Here is a 15,524-nt window from a genome sequence, read left to right on the forward strand (position 1 = left end):
AGACAAGGTATGCATGTTCGCATATAGTTACTTGCAATAACAAGAACCGACCAAATCAGGTCGGGAATCTGAGAGATTTTAAAAGAAAAATTATCATACATATTTTTTATATACTAAGGAACTCTTACTTTTGAAAGTTGATTCCATATTTTTTCATTTTTCTATAAAGCGTATTTCGGCCGATGTCGAGTTGTTTCGCGGCGTTACTGATATTTCCACCTGTTCGTTCCAATGCATTTCTGATAAGCTGGGTTTCTTGTTCTTGAAAGTTTCTTGGTTCTCGATCGGCAATTGCCCCTTCCTCATTTGTAATGGAAGAAACAGGACAAAGTGCCACAAGCATGTCCCTTGTAATCGGGCCCTTATCAGCTAGGAATGCAGCCTGTCCGAGAACGTTTTGCAATTCACGGAAATTTCCTGGCCACGAATATCCCAAAATGAATGTTTTAGCTTCGACTGTCAGTTCAGTATGTTCGCTCTTATAAGGTAAATCCGCTAAAATGTATTCTGCTAAGAGCAATAAATCTTTACGACTCCTCAGATTTGGAAGTTTTAAAGATAATCCACAAAGGCGGAAAAATAAATCTGCACGGAATTCTCCAGCTTCCATTTCTTTTTGTAAGTCTTTGTTGGTGGCAGCAATGACCCTGACATCGATTGGAATGGAAGCATGTCCGCCGACACGCGTCACACATCGTTCCTGAAGCACACGGAGCAGAGACGCTTGAGCTTGAAGCGGCATGTCCCCGATTTCATCCAAAAACAGGGTTCCGCCATCTGCAGCTTCGAACTTCCCCTTATGCCCGCCGCTTTTTGCTCCAGTAAAGGCACCCTTTTCATACCCAAATAACTCACTTTCCAATAAGTTTTCTGGAATTGCGCTGCAATTAATGGCGATGAATGGCTTATCACTTCTTAAGCTATACCCATGAATGGATTGAGCGAACAGTTCTTTTCCCGTTCCGCTTTCTCCAGTGATTAGCAAGCTGATATCAAGCGCTGAAGCTCTTTTAGCAATGGATATGGTTTGATTCATTTGCGGATCATTACTTATTATATCGGTAAATTGATAACGATTGGTTGTTAATCCATCAATCAATTTCTGTTTTTTTAACCGTACGATCACGGATGATTGATGTTCCATATTTTTGCCAAGGGTTTGAACCAAGAATTCCTGGTCTTTAATGGAAACCCTCCGTTCTAAAACGAGTGGGTCAGTTCCTGATACAATATTCGATACCGGTTTTTCCAATGTGCCGATAACATCTGACGCCGCTGAATTGAGATCTGTAACTTTCCCTTCTTTATCTAGGGTAATTAACGGATCAGGGTATGAATCATATATAAAATAAAGGTTTTTCTCCCTTTTTTGTGTTTGGGACAACAAGAGTGCTTGTTTGATGCTATCAGCCACCCTCTGAACTAAGCTAATGGAAAAAGGATGATAATTCTGTTGATGACTGCTTAAGTTCAAAACACCAAGCAGGTGCCCATCAGGGTGATAAATGGGTGATGCGGCACAAGTAAGAAAATGGTTATCCTGATGAAAGTGTTGACTGCCATGAATCAATACAGGATTCCTCTCCACTATGGCTGTTCCTATTGCATTTGTTCCTTTTGATTCCTCTAGCCAATTGGCCCCTTTTCTTAAGGAAACATTATCTGCATGGCGGATGAAAGCTGGATCCCCAACTGTTTCGATGATATATCCTTCAGGAGCAGCAAGTAATAAAATGGACTCCAAACCATTAATCGAATGATAAACTTCTTCTAAAATGGGAGAAGAATGGTACAGAAGTTCCGCATATCGATCGTGGTATTCGGCCAACTCAAAAGCACCAAGCATATCTTCCTTTTCCATCATGCTTGGCTGAAGTCCCTTCGAAATGCACCGCTGCCATGATTCTTGAATAAATGCCGGTATGGTTCCTTTATCCGCGCTTATATTAACAGACATTGAATAATCCTCCCGTATGTATAATCAAGTAAATCGGCTTCTGTTTTTTATTCAATTTCATTAATGAAACTCTAAGTGATCCAAAGTTTTAGAGCATTCAGGGTTCGTTCCTTCAATTTAATTATAACAGAAAATTCAGATATCCACCAAAATGAAAACAAGCTTATGTGAACTACTAAACTTTTTTGTTCCATATTGGAACACCTGCCTGTTCCAATATGGAACAGTAAGGCACCTTCCCTTTTCCCTCCACCACCTTTTTAACTGATTTCATCGGTTTTTTGTTATGGCATCAGTCTTGCATAATTACATGTCGAGATATTGATTCCTTTTGATAAAGGGGGGAAAGAAAGAAATCAAGCAATCCAGTTTTAAAGTGATTTGATGCAAGTCTGCCAAAGGAAATTGGAAAAAAACATAATAGTATGTCTGATCCTTTTACTTAGAGCCATTGTCCAAACAAATATCGAACATATAATCCAATTGAAAAGGGGTATTATACATGGAACAAACTATTAAACTCAATCCACGTGTGCAAGAATTCTTGAAGGGCACCAAAAAGCTTTTGATAAATGGGGAATTGGTGGAAGCTGCTTCAGGAAAAACCTTTGAGACTCTCGATCCTTCAAACGGCAAGGTTTTAGCGGTTGTGAGTGAAGCGGGTCCGGAAGATGTAGATAAAGCAGTCAAAGCAGCACGTACGGCGTTCGACAAAGGTCCTTGGAAAAAAATGAGTGCATCTGAACGCAGTCGCCTCATTTATAAATTAGCGGACCTCATGGAGGAACATAAAGAGGCGTTAGCGCAATTGGATACCCTGGATAATGGCAAGCCAATTGGCGAAACCACTAATGCCGATGTCCCCCTTGCAATCGATCACTTCCGTTATTATGCGGGATGGACCACTAAGATAGTAGGACAAACAATACCTGTTGCTGGGAATTACTTCAATTATACCCGTCATGAAGCGGTTGGAGTGGTAGGTCAGATCATCCCTTGGAATTTCCCCCTACTTATGGCCGCATGGAAATTAGGCGCAGCCCTTGCCACCGGATGTACGATCGTTTTAAAACCAGCGGAGCAAACGCCGCTTTCAGCCTTATATTTAGGACAATTGGCGCTTGAAGCAGGTTTTCCTCCAGGCGTTCTCAATGTCATACCAGGATTTGGTGAAACAGCAGGGTCACCGCTTGTAGATCATCCTGATGTCGATAAAATTGCCTTTACCGGTTCAACCTCAGTAGGGAAAATGATCATGCGCCAAGCTTCGGGAACCGTGAAAAAAATCTCGTTGGAATTAGGCGGGAAATCACCTAATATCATTTTACCGGATGCAGATATGAGTAAAGCCATTCCTGGAGCTTTAATGGGCATCATGTTTAATCAAGGACAAGTTTGCTGTGCCGGTTCCCGCCTGTACATTCAAAAGAAATCCTATGATAACGTGGTAGCAGACTTAGTGTCCCATGCAAAAAACATTAAACAAGGGGCCGGTCTTGATCCATCTACCCAGATAGGGCCTTTGGTATCCAGTGAACAAATGGAAAGAGTCGGCGGTTATATTGAAAAAGGAAAGTCTGAAGGAGCTGAAGTGGTTACCGGGGGCAATTACGGACAAGGAGAGGGTTATTTTGTAACTCCTACAATATTTGCAGGCGTTGAAGACGAAATGACAATCGCTAAAGAGGAAATCTTCGGTCCTGTTGTAGCTGCGATGCCTTTTGACGATTTGGATGATGTGATAAACCGTGCAAATAACTCAGAATACGGATTGGCTGCAGGTTTATGGACACAGGATGTAAGAAAAGCCCATTATGTCGCTAATGAATTAAAGGCGGGTACAGTTTGGGTAAACTGCTATAACGCATTTGATGCAGCTTCTCCATTTGGCGGGTATAAACAAAGTGGAATCGGTCGGGAAATGGGCAGTTATGCTTTGGATAATTATACGGAAGTCAAAAGTGTCTGGATTAACTTAAACTAAAATAACAGAGTGAACGCTCCATATGCTCATTTGGCTAAGATATCATGATTGAAGTGCATGTTATCGTTTGCTAATTCGCAAAAGGACGAACCAAAGTGCGGACTTTGGTTCGTCCCTTTTCTTGTTTTGTACTTATATGGCATAGACAAAAAGAAGAGACCTTTCATCCGAAAGGTCTCTTTGTATCGATTATCCATTACGTTCGATTTGCATTTTTTCTCTGTTTGCTTTTTCTTTTTCGATATTTTTCTGTCTTGAAATCCCGGCAAACAGGATTCCAATCACCACTATCGCTTCAAATCCATATTTAATGAAGGGATTTGCAAAGTAGTCGTGCATGAAAGGTTCAGCTACGATCATTTTAGCAGCTGTCCAGCCTAGTATTCCCGCACCAATTATTATGATGAATGGGAAGCGTTCGATCAGTTTCAGGATCAAAGTGCTTCCATACATCACTACTGGAATTGATACAAGTAAACCGATCACCACTAAAATGAAATTACCATGAGAAGCACCTGCAACCGCTAGGACATTGTCCAATCCCATCAATGCATCTGCAATAATGATGGTTTTTATGGCAGCCCACATCGAGTCTGCAGGCTTCACATCATGTTCTTCTTCATCGATAAGGAGCTTATAAGCAATCCATACAAGAAGTAATCCCCCTATTAAATGCAGTCCTGGCACCTCTAATAGCCAAACAACTAGCAGCGTTGCAATGATCCTTATCACTATTGCCCCGACCGCTCCCCATATTATCACCTTTTTTTGCTGTTCTTTTGGAAGCTTTCTTGCAGCCAATCCAATAAGGATCGCATTATCACCGGCTAGAACCAAATCTATCATAATGATCGCTAAAAGTCCTGAAATGAATTCACCTGATAAAAAATCCAACACAAATTCCTCCTTTTTACAAAAATAAAGAGACCTCTGCCATAAATGGCAAAGGTCTCGCTAAGCACTAAATGAATTAGGCCAATAAAGCCGGTGGGGTTCCCACGTAATGACGACTTTATTTCAGGTTATCCCTGACGCTACTCCCCTTCACGGGAATAAAAGAATATGTAATTCTTTTAATATCTTTCCATTAGGAAACTACCAAGAAAAAATATCACTAATTCAGTATACCAAAAATACAAATAAAATAAAGAAAAAAATAATAGATAGTAATGTTATTCATGAACTTAACCTTGTTCATATCCTTTCAACGGATTATTTTAGTCGATCATCCCTTCTAGATATTGACATATTTTATTTCCTAGGCTCGGGATATCGCTCAAATCCTTCCCCCATAGATATTGATTACTTAAGATTGCCTCTATCAATTGTCTAAGCGGGACTTCCCCCTTATCATAACGAAGCCATTGTTCCTGGAAAAATTCAATTGCCTTTATATCATCTTTAACGACATAGTCTTTACCCGCAAAGCTTTTACCAATATAACTCCCCTTCATTTCATTAACCCTATAAAATCGGATCAGGCCCGAAAAACCTCTTACGATACAGTCGGGCAGCGTGCCATTCGCCTCATGATATTCCTCTAGGGTAGGAAGGAGACGAGCCTTGAACTTCGAAATGCTGTTCAGCGAGATATCGGCCAGGAGGTGATGTACAAAAGGATTCTTAAATCGCTCAAGAACGCTTTCCCCATATTGCATCATCTCATTTTGATCAAAAGGTAATGAAGGAATTATTTCCTTTTCGATGGCATTGCTTAGAAATTGGTTGAATTCCGGATGATCGATTGCCTGTTTTACTTCTTCCAATCCAGATAAAATACCTAAAGGAGCCAACAAGGTATGTGAACCATTAAGTATCCTTACCTTCCTCATTTGATAAGGTGTCAAATCTTTTACCCAATGCACATTCAATCCGGATTGTTGTAAAGGAAGACGTTGATCGATACAAGGGTCACCTTCAATAGCCCATAAATGGTAGGGTTCTGCCGTATTTAGCAGAGTATCCTTGTATCCCCATTCAGCGAATAGGGTGTCCGACTCATTGGCTGGAAATCCTGTAACGATACGGTCTACAAGCGAGTTTAGGAATAGGTTGTCCCGGTCCACCCACTCCATGAATGGCTTTGGTAAATCCCAATCCCTGCTATGCCTAAGAACATATTGCTTCAATGAATCACCATTTCTCTCTAAAAGCTCACATGGAAGCATGATCAGTCCCTTTTTCGCATCCCCGTTGAAATGCAGATAGCGATGATACAAAAAAGCAGTCAGCTTTCCTGGAAAAGATTCCATCGGCTTTCCTTCTTCCAAAGGAATCGGCTGGTATTTGAGTCCTGCTTCAGTCGTGTTGGAAACTACAAATTCCAATTCAGGATTTTCTGAAAGTGCTAAAAATTCCATCCATTCTTCATATGGATCAATTACCTTTGAAAAAACGGAAATGATCTCTGTATGTTCCACTTTCTTCCCTTGGTGAAAACCACGTAACATTAATGTATACAGTCCATCTTGCCGCTTCGCTTCCTCTATTTTCCCTTTCCCGGCGCGGCGGGGCTGGGTAACTGCAATGCTTCCCTTGAAATGACCTTGTTTATTACACTCATGAATCATCCAATCAAAGAAGCCCCGAAGAAAATTCCCCTCACCAATCTGCAATACTTTTATGGGGAAATCCATTTTATGTGAGGATTGGACAGCTTTTGTATCTTTACTCAAACGCTTTAGTGGACTTTTATTTATGTTCATGATCAAAGAATTCCTTTCTTATTGAAATATCCAATTCAGAGTGCGATTTAACAGCATACTGCTTATATTTCGACAATCGCCTTGATCACTTTAGCTTCAGGAGTTAACCATCCTTCAAATTGATTGATCATTTCATCCAAATGTGTGCGGTGTGTAATATACTGGCTCATATCCAACAAATCATTTTTCAGCGTATTCACGACATAATCAAAGTCATCCCTTGTTGCATTGCGGCTTCCCATCAATGTAAGCTCTTTACTGTGGAATTCAGGATCATTGAAGGAAATATCAGCTTTAACTAAACCGACATAAATCAATCTTCCGCCGTGAGCAGGATATTTAAAAGAATCCATCATTGACTTAGCATTACCTGTCGCATCAAATACCACGCTTGGCATATCTCCATTCGTCAATTGGGCCAATTTCTCCATTGGATTCTCCAAAACATTCAAAGTATAATCGGCATTTGCCCATTTGCCAGCAAACGCAAGGCGTTCATCATTTACATCCATTGCGATCACCTTCGCACCCTGTTCTTTAGCGAATGCCATGACTCCCAAGCCAATGGGACCAGCACCAATCACTAGTGCAAATTCCCCTTTATGAATAGCGGCACGCCTAACTGCGTGAGCCCCGATACTTAATGGCTCTATCATTGCGGATTGATCAAGTGTGAGACCCTCTGTTTTCACCAAATGATTATAAGGAACCGTAATCCACTCACTCATGCCGCCTTCAGCATGTACACCCAACACTTTCATATCCGTACAGCAGTTCGTTTTTCCACTTCTGCAAGCCAGGCATTCTCCACATTCCATATAGGGGATGATCGATACCTGATCCCCGACATTAAGCCCAGATTCATTTTCCGGTATGGACTCAATATAACCGGATAATTCATGGCCAAGTATTCGGGGATAGCTAAAAAAGGGTTGATTGCCTCCATAGGCATGGATATCCGTACCGCATATACCTATTCGCCGCACACGAATCAAAGCTTCCCCTGAGTTTGGTACGGGTTTTTCCGACTGTATCATCTTAAATTCAAAAGGTTGTTCACAAACGATACTTTTCACTGATTAACACTCCTTTTTTATAGCTTAATAGAAACCTTTAACTATTAGAGAATGACACCTTCTTTAAAGATGCTAATCTCCCTATATCCGAATTTTTCATTATTCGTTTTCTTTTTACCGGATGAAAGCTCAAGAATGTAATGGAATAAATCGTCCTTTAATTCATCCATCTTTTGACCTTCAATTAACCGGCCGGCATTATAATCAATCCAGTGCTTTTTACGATCGGCTAAATCCGAATTAGTGGCTATTTTTACAGTTGGCACCGGTCCGCCGAATGGTGTTCCTCTTCCCGTAGTGAATAGAACGATATGTGCGCCGGCTGCTGCCAAAGCCGTCACCGAAATCAGGTCATTTCCAGGAGAATTGATTAAATTCAAACCATGCTTCTCTACTCGTTGTCCATATGGGCTTACATCCACTACAGTGGCATGTCCCCCTTTTTGTGTACATCCAAGTGATTTTTCCTCCAGTGTACTTATGCCGCCTTCCTTGTTTCCAGGTGAAGGGTTTTCATAAATTTCTTGATCATGGCGAATGAAATACTGTTTGAAATCATTTATAAGGCCAACGATTTTCTTAAAGGTTTCTTCATCCCTCGCCCTGTTCATCAATATCGTTTCCGCTCCAAACATCTCAGGAACCTCTGTCAATATCGTGGTCCCGCCATTTTCCACAATTAAGTCGGAAACCGCACCAACCAATGGATTAGCAGTAATGCCTGAAAAACCATCGGAACCACCGCATTTCAAGCCTATTTTCAACTTTGAAACTGGTACGTTCTGGCGTACGAACCCTTCTGCATAGTCCACTAGTTCCCCCATTAAACGTAAGCCGCTCTCCAATTCATCTTGAACCTCCTGGGCTTTTAAAAATTTAATCCGACTTGGAGGAAATTCGCCTATAACTTCTTTAAATGCTTCGATTTGATTGTTCTCACACCCTAATCCTACAACTAAAACCCCTGCTGCATTTGGATGTTGAGCCAAGGCTGCCAATAGTTTCTGCGTATGGGTCAAATCATCTCCCAATTGAGAACAACCGTAGGGGTGGGAAAAGTGATGAACTCCATCGATTTGACGATCTTTAAATTGCTCACTGCCCATTTTGGCGAGAAGTTCACATGTTTTATTGATGCAGCCTACCGTATTGATGATCCAGATTTCATTCCGGATACCCACTTCACCATTTTCACGGATATATCCTTGGAAGGTATGATTTTGACTGGGTTCTTTTGTTTTTTGTCTGCTAGGTTGATAGGAGTAATCCAATATGCCATGCAAACCTGATGTCAGATTATGGGTGTGAACCCAATCTCCAATGGAGAGATCTTCTTTAGCTTTTCCGATCGAGTAGCCAAATTTGATTACGTCCTCCCCTCGCTTAACCGGATTCACTAACATTTTATGCCCTTTAGGAATGTCATCACGTGCCTTGATATGGATCATTCCCCTATCTTTTGTTTGAATCTGGAGGCTCTGTCCTTTCTGAATCCCCTCCAAGGAAATAACAACATCATCGTTCGAATGCAATTGAACAAATTTTTTCATTTTGTTCCCTCCTTATCATGAGTGAAGAAGTTCTAAAGGTAACGTCAATCCATTCCGAAAGCCCTTTCATTTTTCCCTTGAATTTTTTTAATTTTCAAATCCTCTATTAATTTTAACATCAATTTTTGAAATATTAATTGCGTATTTTGCTATAAATATACTCATTCTTGTTGTATTATACTTTCAGGAGATGAACAAATGAAAAAAATCCATAATGCATTAAATCATGATTTACTCTTCCCATTTTCTTTTGTCTATCAAGATACGAAAAGTCCCCAGAATGAATTGTCCGATCATATGCATGACCATTATGAAATTGTTTATGTTTATAACGGTAAAGGGACCTTTTTTATCGGTGATGTGTTTTATGATATGCAGCAAGGGGATGTATTCCTGATCCCGAATAATACCATTCATAGGGCTTTACCGAATAAGGACGACCCTGTTACCTCCACCATTATCTTTTTCAGTCCCACATTAATATATAAAGATATGGTTGATGATTCTTTTTCATATTTACATTTGTTTGATCTGACAAAAAAGAGTAAGAATTATAAATTATCATTGCCGCAAAAGAAACAAGTTAAGATGGAAGAACAGTTAGAACTTATCCTGCAAGAAATGAATAGCCGATCGATAGGCTCGAGGCATGGTTGTTTGCTGACCGTTCACCAGATCATACTTGATTTATACCGTATCCGGATAAATGGCAAACAAGAATTATCCGAGGGCAAGAGCTATAGTTCAGAATGGATGAAAGATATTTTAATCTATATTAATGAACATATGGATGAACCATTGACGCTGACGATACTTGCACAAAAAGCTTTGGTCAGTCCCGCACATTTTAGCAGGGTTTTTAAGGAAACGACTGGAATTGGGTTAGTCGTGTATCTAAACACGAAAAGGATCATCAAGGCAAAGGAACTTTTACTGGAAACGAATCACACCATTGCCCATATTGCCGAAATGTGTGGTTTTGAAAGCATGCCCCAATTTTATCGTACCTTTAAGAAATACAATGAAAAGACACCAGCTACATTTCGAAAAGAAAATAGGGTCCGCTAGGCATGCCTAATACAAATGAAAAAATGGAAGTGTCTTCCCTTTGGGAGACACTTCCATTCTAACAATCTATTACGCAGGCTTTACTATCGGCCGTACAAAATGGATGACCGCTAGCGATGCAACAACTGCCAATCCACCTGCAAGCAAGAATGCAACTGTGTATGTGCCTGAGGTATCGACAATGTATCCTGTTAACGTCGGTCCGATGATTCCTGCTGTATTTGCCAAGAAATGCATAAAACCTCCAACAGAACCAACATTACCAGGGTCGACGACATCGTTGACGATGGCCCAGTAAATGGCACCAGTCAAATATAGGAAGAAGACGGAAAGTGCGACAAGCGTTACTGCACTGACTGTTGTGGATACAAGTCCAGCAAAACCGATACATAACGCCGATAAGAACAAACATGTTACTAGCACTAGCTTACGTGAGAATAAAACACCTTTTTGTGCAAATTTTTTATAGAAGAAATCTGACACGAATCCACCCAAAGCTAGTCCGATGAATCCAAAAATCCAAGGAATCACTGTAATGATACTCATATTTTCTACACTTAGCCCGCGTGCATCCACCAAATAGCTTGGGAACCAAGTTAAGAAAAAGAAGAGAATGTAGTTGTAAGAAAAAAAGGCTAGAGCTGTAAATAAAACCGTTTTTTGTTTTAAATAGAAGGTGAATTTCAATTTCCCTTCCGATGTTGCCGCTACATAAGATTTTCCTGTATGCTTCTGTTCCTTTGACTCTTCTGGTTTTTCTTTAACGAACTTCCACCAGCAAATCGCCCATATAAGACCAATTACCATTATGGCAATGAAAGAAACTCTCCATCCATAAGAGAGGGCAATGAATCCAACTATCGGACCTGCAATGGCGCCACCAAGCGGCGTCCCGCTATTCGTCAAACCAACGACAGATGCCCGTTGATTTGCCGGGAACCAGTTATTCACCATTTTATTGATGGTTGACGAAAGAGGGCCTTCGCCCATCCCAAACAGGATACGGATGACGATCATACTGGCAAAACCGACAGCAAGTACAAGCGCACCACTGAATAAAGACCAAACGATCATCGCCACGAAAAGCGTAAGCTTCGCTCCCCATTTATCGGACGCCATGCCTCCAAGAAAGTTAAATACGGCATAACCAACGGAAAAGCTACTAAAGATAATTCCCATCTGTGTGGCTGTTAAAGATAAATCATCTTGAATGAACGGAGCTGCAATGGACAGTGCAGATCGGTCCAGATAATTTATTACCCCTGCCAAGAACAAGAATACGATAACCATTCCTCTACCATTTGAAAACATAAAGTACCCCCCTATACATTTCTGAAAATGCAGCAGCATTTTTGGAAACGTTTCCATTTAATAACCAAGAGTAAAACCTATATGACCCAAAAACTAAATCGGTTTAGAATCCCCGTAAAAAAAGCGCTTTCTTTTTCACGGGGATTCTTACATCCTAATCTAGCAAGAATTCCTTGAAAGCAAAGTCGGTTTCAAGCGATGCACGCTTGTATCCTCTTTTCCTGTTTTATTGATTTGACTAAGCAGTAACTCAGCTGCCAAGTTGGCCATTTCAATGGCTGGCTGATTAACCGTTGTGATGGTCGGTGTATAGAAACTGGCATATGGTACATCATCGATGCCTATGACCGCTATGTCATCAGGTATATGGATTTCATGCTGTTTCATATAACGCAATACTTCATTAAGTACGATATCATTTCCTGCCAATATGGCTTGAGGCGGCTTTTCCAATTCGAAAAATTCTGAAAGCGCAAGCGGAATTTCGTCTGCATTCACGGTTTTTATATATTCAGAATTGACTGGTATCCCATGTGACGCGAGTGAATCCTTATACCCTTTGATCCGTTCGATTCGAGGGCTGATATCGCGTATTATTGAAGTGGTTATGATTGCAATGTTTTCAAAACCCTTTTCAATAAACCGATCGATCGCTAACTTGGAAGCAAGGTGATTATCGAGCATGACTGTAGCGATATTCAATTCTTGGATTGTCCTATCCATGAATACAATCGGGAATTGATCACTCTTCATCCGTCGATATAAATCAAGATTGTCCCCTGTGGGGAAAATGATGATCCCATCCACTTGTTTAGCTCTTAGCATTTCAATATAATTCTTTTCCTTTTCAGGATTGTCATCCGCATTGCATACGATAATATGGAACCCTTGTTCATAAAAGTAGTTTTCTATCGCTCTAATAACTTGCGTTGAAAACGTGTGAAGGATATTGGCAACCACTACCCCAACGGTAAAAGTGGACTTTTGTTTTAAACTGCGCGCTATTATATTAGGCTGATAGTTTAACTCTTCGATTGTTTCTTCAATTTTTTTCCTGGTTTTTTCACTCATATATTCATAGCGTTTGTTCAGGTATTGGGAAACTGTGCTTTTTGATACTTTCGCGTGATTGGCGACATCAGTAATTGTAATGGTTTTCATTTCATTCATCCCTGTCGTGTGATTTCAATATATAAGGAATATTCTATTATAATAAGTAAAGCTTTACAATCACCTTCTGATGCAGTAAAAAAGTCAATTTCCAATACCATGGAACTAATTTATCACGTTAACTTGTTTGCCTTTTTATAGGAGCTGAATTCAGACGCCGGAGTATGCCATGAAACCACCATCGACCGGTACCGTAATTCCAGTGACAAAGCCCGAGTAGGATTCATCAGCGAGCCAAAGCAACGTTCCAAGTAAGTCTTCAGGCTGCCCAAAACGCTTCATGGGTGTTGAAGTAATGATTTTATTAGACCTTGCTGTCAGACTGCCATCTTCATTAAGCAGAAGATCCCGATTTTGCTTCGTCAAAAAGAATCCTGGAGCAATGGCATTTACCCGTAAACCTGCTTCGGCAAAATGTACAGCCATCCACATCGTAAAATTATTTATCGAAGCTTTGGCCGCACTGTATGCTGGCACTTTAGTCATCGGAGCGTAGGCGCTCATGGAAGATATATTTACGATAACTGGTGCTTCCACTTGCAATAATTCTTTTCCAAAAACCTGACTTGCCAAAAATGTACCGGTGAAATTACTGGCAAAAACTTGGGAGAAACCATCCTCATCCAGATCAAAAAATGATTTTCCTTCCGCTTCTTCCCCATATTTCTCTGGAGCTGTAATGGCATCAGGATGATTGCCTCCAGCTCCATTTATTAATAGATCCACTCTTCCGAACGCTTCTATTATTTTTCCTCTTGCATTCTCCAATGAGGCTCTATCCAAAACGTCTGCTGCTATGGATATCGCAGTGCCCCCTTTTTGTTCAATGAGTTCGACCACTTCTTGCCCTTTTTCGGCCGATCTGTTCAATATAGCTATCCTGACACCATGACGGGCCAATTCCACAGCCATTTTCGAACATAAAACACCGCTGCCTCCAGTGATCACTGCCACCCTATTCGATAAGTTTTCATGGATGGGAATCATGATTTCCCACCTGATTTACCAGCTTCATATGCATCCCATAATCCGAGCAAATACATGATGCCCAATGCTCGGTCATATAAACCGTAACCTGGGCGACAATCTTCACCCCAAATATGGCGGCCATGATCTGGCCTGACATAACCAGTATAATTCTGCTTATTCAATTCTTCCACGACGCCCTGTATATTGATGGATCCATCCTGGGTATGATGGGACGTTTCCACAAAGTCACCATTTTCATAAATCTTCACATTTCGAATATGGGAGAAAGGCGAACGGTTTGCATACTTTTTAGCCACTTGGACCATATCATTTTCAGGGTTTGCCCCCATCGATCCAGTACACATGGTAAATGCATTCGAGGGTGAGTCCGAAATCGAGATCAGTTTTTCATAGCTCGATTCTCCGGTGATGATTCTTGGCAAGCCAAAAATTGACCATGGCGGATCATCCGGATGAATAGCCATTTTAATGCCGCAAGCCTCGGCAACAGGTAATATTTCTTTTAGGAATATTTCAAGATTCGCCCATAACTGCTCTTCGTCGACAGTTTTGTAAGCTTCGAATAATTCAGAAATTCGATCCATCTTTTCTGGTTCCCAACCTGGTAAAGTTAAATCGGAAGCTTCCGTCACAGTACGAATCAAATCTTGCGGTTCTAACGTATCCACTTTCGCCTTTTCATAAAATAGGGCAGTTGAGCCATCTTCCAAAGGATGGAACATTTCCGTACGAGTCCAATCAAAAATCGGCATGAAGTTATAGCAAATGACTTTCACTCCAGCTTCCGAGAGATTTCGGATCGTCTCTTTGTATTTCTCAATATATATCATGCGGTCTTCGTTACCCAATTTAATCGATTCATGGACATTTACACTTTCTACAACATCCGTATGAAAACCAAATGATTGGATATATTCGATTTCTTCTTTAATTTCTTCCTTTTCCCATACCTCACCAACAGGTTTTTGGTGTAGTGCCCAAACAATCCCTTTCACACCAGGAATCTGTCTAATGTGCTCCAAAGTAACGGTATCATTGTCTTTTCCATACCATCTAAAAGTAATGTTCATCATGCACCTCCGTCATTCCGCAATCTTTTGCATATATTTTCCGCTTAATTCCACTGCTGCTTCATAGCCGCCATTTTGATAGGCTTTGTTCAAATCACTGCCGATCCCGATTGCCACCGCACCTGCATTCAGCCAGTCCTTCATGTTATCCAAATTAATTCCGCCGGTTGGCATGATTCTTACATTAGGCAGTGGACCATTAACCGACTTGATGAAAGAAGGTTCAAAATGGTTTGCCGGAAATAACTTCAAAACATCACAACCTGCTTCCATTGCCGTAGCCATTTCTTTGATTGTCATGCAACCAGGCATATAGGGAATGCCGTATCGATTACAAAGTTCGGCTACTCCATTGACAAAATAGGGACTGACGATAAAATTGGCACCAGCTAAAATCGCATGTCGAGCCGTTTCAGAATCAAGTACCGATCCTGCTCCTAAGAGTGCATCCGTATTCTGCAGTTCATTGAAAGCTTCTTCAATTCCCGGTGTTGTATAAGTCAATTCTATTGCCCGAACACCGCCTTCCACAGCTGCTTTAGACAGTTGTGCCGCTTCCTTTGCATCCTGTCCCCGGATAACAGCTACAACTTTCGTTTCCTTTATTCGATGAATGATTGAATGTTTGTCCATAAATCCTGCC

At 40.9% G+C, this 15,524-nt stretch carries 12 protein-coding genes; 2 read left to right on the forward strand and 10 right to left on the reverse strand.

What is annotated here, in order from left to right:
- Positions 1-124 precede the first annotated feature (124 nt).
- Positions 125-1,957: a sigma-54-dependent Fis family transcriptional regulator gene (locus tag ACJ9PY_RS13625; protein ID WP_278089719.1), complete on the reverse strand. Its 1,833-nt coding sequence runs from the start codon at positions 1,955-1,957 to the stop codon at positions 125-127.
- 502 nt (positions 1,958-2,459) lie between these two features.
- Here ACJ9PY_RS13625 and ACJ9PY_RS13630 point away from each other — a divergent pair.
- Positions 2,460-3,941 carry an aldehyde dehydrogenase family protein gene (locus ACJ9PY_RS13630; protein ID WP_278089720.1) on the forward strand — a complete coding sequence of 494 codons (1,482 nt, stop codon included), beginning with the start codon at positions 2,460-2,462 and terminating at the stop codon, positions 3,939-3,941.
- A 189-nt stretch (positions 3,942-4,130) separates the two neighbouring features.
- Here ACJ9PY_RS13630 and ACJ9PY_RS13635 read toward each other — a convergent pair whose 3' ends face one another.
- The 4 genes from ACJ9PY_RS13635 to ACJ9PY_RS13650 all read right to left on the reverse strand — a co-directional run bounded on the left by ACJ9PY_RS13635 (position 4,131) and on the right by ACJ9PY_RS13650 (position 9,272).
- Positions 4,131-4,835 carry a TerC family protein gene (locus ACJ9PY_RS13635; protein ID WP_057277507.1) on the reverse strand — a complete coding sequence of 235 codons (705 nt, stop codon included), beginning with the start codon at positions 4,833-4,835 and terminating at the stop codon, positions 4,131-4,133.
- Positions 4,836-5,158: 323 nt separating this feature from the next.
- Entirely contained in the window at positions 5,159-6,646 is a 1,488-nt protein-coding gene (locus ACJ9PY_RS13640) for a tagaturonate reductase (RefSeq protein ID WP_411738347.1), read from the reverse strand.
- 62 nt (positions 6,647-6,708) lie between these two features.
- Positions 6,709-7,722 (reverse strand): zinc-binding alcohol dehydrogenase family protein, encoded by a 1,014-nt coding sequence (locus ACJ9PY_RS13645; RefSeq protein ID WP_063576106.1) that lies wholly within the window; start codon positions 7,720-7,722, stop codon positions 6,709-6,711.
- Positions 7,723-7,766: 44 nt separating this feature from the next.
- Positions 7,767-9,272 (reverse strand): UxaA family hydrolase, encoded by a 1,506-nt coding sequence (locus ACJ9PY_RS13650; protein ID WP_145505445.1) that lies wholly within the window; start codon positions 9,270-9,272, stop codon positions 7,767-7,769.
- A 198-nt stretch (positions 9,273-9,470) separates the two neighbouring features.
- On the opposite strand from ACJ9PY_RS13650, the gene ACJ9PY_RS13655 reads away from it, so the two are divergent.
- Positions 9,471-10,340, forward strand: a complete 870-nt coding sequence (locus tag ACJ9PY_RS13655) for an AraC family transcriptional regulator (RefSeq protein ID WP_098864371.1) — start codon at positions 9,471-9,473, stop codon at positions 10,338-10,340.
- A gap of 69 nt (positions 10,341-10,409) precedes the next feature.
- Here ACJ9PY_RS13655 and ACJ9PY_RS13660 read toward each other — a convergent pair whose 3' ends face one another.
- The 5 genes from ACJ9PY_RS13660 to ACJ9PY_RS13680 form a co-directional block, all read right to left on the reverse strand.
- Positions 10,410-11,651: an MFS transporter gene (locus ACJ9PY_RS13660; RefSeq protein ID WP_411738348.1), complete on the reverse strand. Its 1,242-nt coding sequence runs from the start codon at positions 11,649-11,651 to the stop codon at positions 10,410-10,412.
- Between the two features lie 159 nt (positions 11,652-11,810).
- Positions 11,811-12,812, reverse strand: a complete 1,002-nt coding sequence (locus ACJ9PY_RS13665) for a LacI family DNA-binding transcriptional regulator (protein ID WP_063576102.1) — start codon at positions 12,810-12,812, stop codon at positions 11,811-11,813.
- Positions 12,813-12,971: 159 nt separating this feature from the next.
- Positions 12,972-13,808: an SDR family oxidoreductase gene (locus tag ACJ9PY_RS13670; protein ID WP_411738349.1), complete on the reverse strand. Its 837-nt coding sequence runs from the start codon at positions 13,806-13,808 to the stop codon at positions 12,972-12,974.
- Positions 13,805-14,881, reverse strand: a complete 1,077-nt coding sequence (gene uxuA / locus ACJ9PY_RS13675; protein ID WP_411740282.1) for a mannonate dehydratase — start codon at positions 14,879-14,881, stop codon at positions 13,805-13,807. The genes ACJ9PY_RS13670 and uxuA overlap by 4 nt, the downstream gene beginning before the upstream one ends.
- A gap of 12 nt (positions 14,882-14,893) precedes the next feature.
- Entirely contained in the window at positions 14,894-15,514 is a 621-nt protein-coding gene (locus tag ACJ9PY_RS13680) for a bifunctional 2-keto-4-hydroxyglutarate aldolase/2-keto-3-deoxy-6-phosphogluconate aldolase (RefSeq protein ID WP_034307107.1), read from the reverse strand.
- Positions 15,515-15,524 lie beyond the last annotated feature (10 nt).

The sequence above is a fragment of the Peribacillus sp. S4 genome (genome assembly GCF_046715815.1).
GTDB classification, from domain to species: Bacteria; Bacillota; Bacilli; order Bacillales; family DSM-1321; genus Peribacillus; species Peribacillus frigoritolerans.

Coding starts and splice junctions, on each gene's coding strand:
- ACJ9PY_RS13625 (WP_278089719.1), bottom strand. CDS start 1,957: ATGTCTGTTAATATAAGCGCGGATAAAGGAACCATACCGGCATTTATT.
- ACJ9PY_RS13630 (WP_278089720.1), top strand. CDS start 2,460: ATGGAACAAACTATTAAACTCAATCCACGTGTGCAAGAATTCTTGAAG.
- ACJ9PY_RS13640 (WP_411738347.1), bottom strand. CDS start 6,646: ATGAACATAAATAAAAGTCCACTAAAGCGTTTGAGTAAAGATACAAAA.
- ACJ9PY_RS13650 (WP_145505445.1), bottom strand. CDS start 9,272: ATGAAAAAATTTGTTCAATTGCATTCGAACGATGATGTTGTTATTTCC.
- ACJ9PY_RS13655 (WP_098864371.1), top strand. CDS start 9,471: ATGAAAAAAATCCATAATGCATTAAATCATGATTTACTCTTCCCATTT.
- ACJ9PY_RS13660 (WP_411738348.1), bottom strand. CDS start 11,651: ATGTTTTCAAATGGTAGAGGAATGGTTATCGTATTCTTGTTCTTGGCA.
- ACJ9PY_RS13665 (WP_063576102.1), bottom strand. CDS start 12,812: ATGAAAACCATTACAATTACTGATGTCGCCAATCACGCGAAAGTATCA.
- ACJ9PY_RS13670 (WP_411738349.1), bottom strand. CDS start 13,808: ATGATTCCCATCCATGAAAACTTATCGAATAGGGTGGCAGTGATCACT.
- uxuA (WP_411740282.1), bottom strand. CDS start 14,881: ATGAACATTACTTTTAGATGGTATGGAAAAGACAATGATACCGTTACT.
- ACJ9PY_RS13680 (WP_034307107.1), bottom strand. CDS start 15,514: ATGGACAAACATTCAATCATTCATCGAATAAAGGAAACGAAAGTTGTA.